This is a genomic window from Pengzhenrongella frigida (genome assembly GCF_004168625.1).
GTDB lineage: Bacteria > Actinomycetota > Actinomycetes > Actinomycetales > Cellulomonadaceae > Pengzhenrongella > Pengzhenrongella frigida.
Genome location: NZ_SDWW01000095.1, coordinates 1 through 2,778 on the forward strand (window position 1 = coordinate 1; position 2,778 = coordinate 2,778).

General features: G+C 73.7%; 2 protein-coding genes. Both read left to right on the forward strand.

Going from position 1 to position 2,778, the window contains the following annotated elements; translation table 11 throughout:
- The first annotated feature begins 597 nt into the window (after positions 1-597).
- Positions 598-1,350 (forward strand): DNA-3-methyladenine glycosylase, encoded by a 753-nt coding sequence (locus EUA98_RS19385; protein ID WP_242511736.1) that lies wholly within the window; start codon positions 598-600, stop codon positions 1,348-1,350.
- Positions 1,347-2,609: a tyrosine--tRNA ligase gene (gene tyrS / locus EUA98_RS19390; RefSeq protein WP_130104320.1), complete on the forward strand. Its 1,263-nt coding sequence runs from the start codon at positions 1,347-1,349 to the stop codon at positions 2,607-2,609. Before EUA98_RS19385 ends, tyrS begins: the two co-directional genes overlap by 4 nt.
- Positions 2,610-2,778: the final 169 nt, after the last annotated feature.

A 2,778-nucleotide genomic window follows, 5' to 3' on the forward strand; every position in this document is an offset into this window, starting at 1 on the left:
GTTCGGCCGGCCGCGCGCGATCGGCCGGCCGGGCCGGTCGACGGGCTGGTCGACCAGCTGGCCGCGCGGGTGCGGGCCGGCGCCCCCCGGCTCGGCCCGGTCCGCCTCGTGTGCATCGATGGTCCGGCCGGATCCGGCAAGACCACGCTGGCGCGCCTGCTCGGGATCGCTCTGGGCGCCCAGGTGCTGCACGCGGACGACTTCCTCGAGGGCTGGGGCGGGCTCGCCGGGATGTGGCCCCGGCTCCGCAGCGGCGTCCTGGAGCCCCTGGCCGCGGGCCGTCCCGGTGCGTACCAGAGCTACGACTGGACCGCGCAGGAGTTCTCCCGGTGGCACGACGTCCCGGTCGCGGACGTGCTCGTCCTGGAGGGCTGCGGGTCCGCACGCCGCGAGGTCGACGACGTCGCCGTGCTCCGGATCTGGGTGGAGGCCCCGCCCGAGGTCCGCCTCGCGCGCTGGATCGCGCGCGACGGTGAGGACGTGCGCCCGCACCTGGTGGCGTGGATGAGGGACGAGGACGCGCACTTCGCCGCCGACGGCACCCGGGCGCGGGCCGACGTCGTCGTCGCCTCGGCCGACTGGGGCCGGCCGCAGGTGCTGGCCGGTCCGGCGGTGGGGACGGTGCCCGCACGCGACTGGTTCGATCGGGACGTGCTCGACGTCGCCCGCGGCCTCCTCGGCGCCCGGGTCACCACCACCACCGACGAGGGTGTCGTCACGGTGCGGGTGACCGAGGTCGAGGCCTACCGTGGTGCGGCGGACCCCGCCTCCCACGCGTTCCGCGGACCCAGCGCGCGGAACGCGACGATGTTCGGCGAACCCGGACACCTGTACGTGTACCGGCATCTGGGGATCCACCTCTGCATCAACACCGTGTGCGGCCCGGTCGGCCAGGCCTCGGCGGTCCTGCTACGGGCGGGAGAGGTGACCGAGGGCGTCGACCTGGCGCGCACGAGGCGCCAGCGCGCGGGGGTGGTGCGGTCGGAGCGCGACCTCGCCCGCGGCCCGGCCCGGCTCGCCGTCGCGCTCGGGATCGACCTCGCGCAGGACGGGACCGACCTGGTCGACCCGAACGGCGTCGTCGTCGTGCGCGTCCCGCTCCCCGCGGGTGAGCCGCTCCCCGCGGGTGAGCCGCACCCCGCCGCGGTCGAGAGCGGTCCCCGCGTGGGGATCCGTGGCCCGGGGGCCGACGCCGCCCTGTTCCCGTGGCGATTCTGGCTGGCCGGTGACCCCACCGTGTCGGCGTACCGACCGGCACCGGATTCTCGGGCGCGTCGCGCGGTACGGCAGACTCGCCCCGACACCTCCGGATCGCCTCCGGCGGCCGCACGACGAGGAGGATCTACGTGAGTGACGTCCTGGACGAACTGCAGTGGCGCGGGCTGGTCGCCCAGACCACGGACGTCGAGGCGCTGCGCGCCGCTCTGGGCGCCGCTCCGGTCACGCTCTACTGCGGTTTCGACCCCACCGCACCGAGCCTGCACATCGGCAACCTCGTCCAGATCCTCACGGTGCGCCGCCTGCAGCTGGCGGGGCACAAGCCGCTCGCCCTCGTCGGCGGAGCGACCGGCCTGATCGGCGACCCGAAGATGGTGGGGGAGCGCACGCTCAACCCGCCGGACGTGGTGGCCGACTGGGTGGACCGGATCCGGCGCCAGATCGAACCGCTCCTCGACTTCGACGGGCCCGCGGCCGCACGCATGGTCAACAACCTCGAGTGGACCGCGCCCATGTCGGCGATCGACTTCCTGCGCGACGTCGGCAAGCACTACCGGCTGGGCACGATGCTCGCCAAAGACACCGTCGCCCGCCGCCTGAACAGCGAGCAGGGCATCAGCTTCACCGAGTTCAGCTACCAGATCCTGCAGGGGATGGACTACCTCGAGCTGCACCGGCGCTACGGCGCGAGCCTGCAGACCGGCGGCAACGACCAGTGGGGGAACCTGCTGTCCGGGGTCGAGCTGATCCGCAAGGTCGAGCAGGCGTCCGTGCACGCGCTCACCACGCCGCTGATCACCAAGGCGGACGGCACCAAGTTCGGCAAGACCGAGACGGGCACCATCTGGCTCGATCCCGAGCTGACCAGCCCGTACGCCTTCTACCAGTTCTGGCTCAACGCCGACGATGCCGACGTGACGGGGTACCTCAAGATCTTCACGTTCCGTACGCGGGACGAGATCGGCGAGCTCGAGCGAGCGGTCGAGGAACGACCCGCAGCGCGTGCCGCCCAGCGTGCCCTCGCGTACGACGTGACCGCCCTCGTCCACGGCGCCGCCGCGGCAGACAAGGTCGTCGCGGCCAGCGCGGCCCTGTTCGGCCGGGGAGACCTGCACGACCTCGACGAGCCGACGACGGCGGCGGCCGTGGCCGAGCTCCCGACCGCGGCGGGCAGCGCCGGCGACCTCCTCGCGGACCTGTTTGCCGCCACGGGCGTCGTGACGAGCAAGGCCGCCGCCCGGCGGGCGATCGCCGAAGGCGGGGCCTCGGTCAACAACGTCAAGATCACCGACGAGGCCGCAGCCCTCGAAGCCGGTGACCTCCTGCACGGTCGCTGGGCGGTGCTCCGTCGCGGCAAGCGCACGCTCGCGGTGGTCGACGCGGGGCGCTAGCTGCTGCCGGCACCGGGCCATGGCCGGGAGGCCAGGTGAGGCACCCGGGGCGTGATTTGACGGTCGGGCCCCGGCTGCGTACTGTTCTCAACGTTGCCCAGCAGGGAGGAACGGACACCGCAGTGCCTCACGGCGCGAGACGGTGGCTGGTCCCGGAAGGCAACCACCC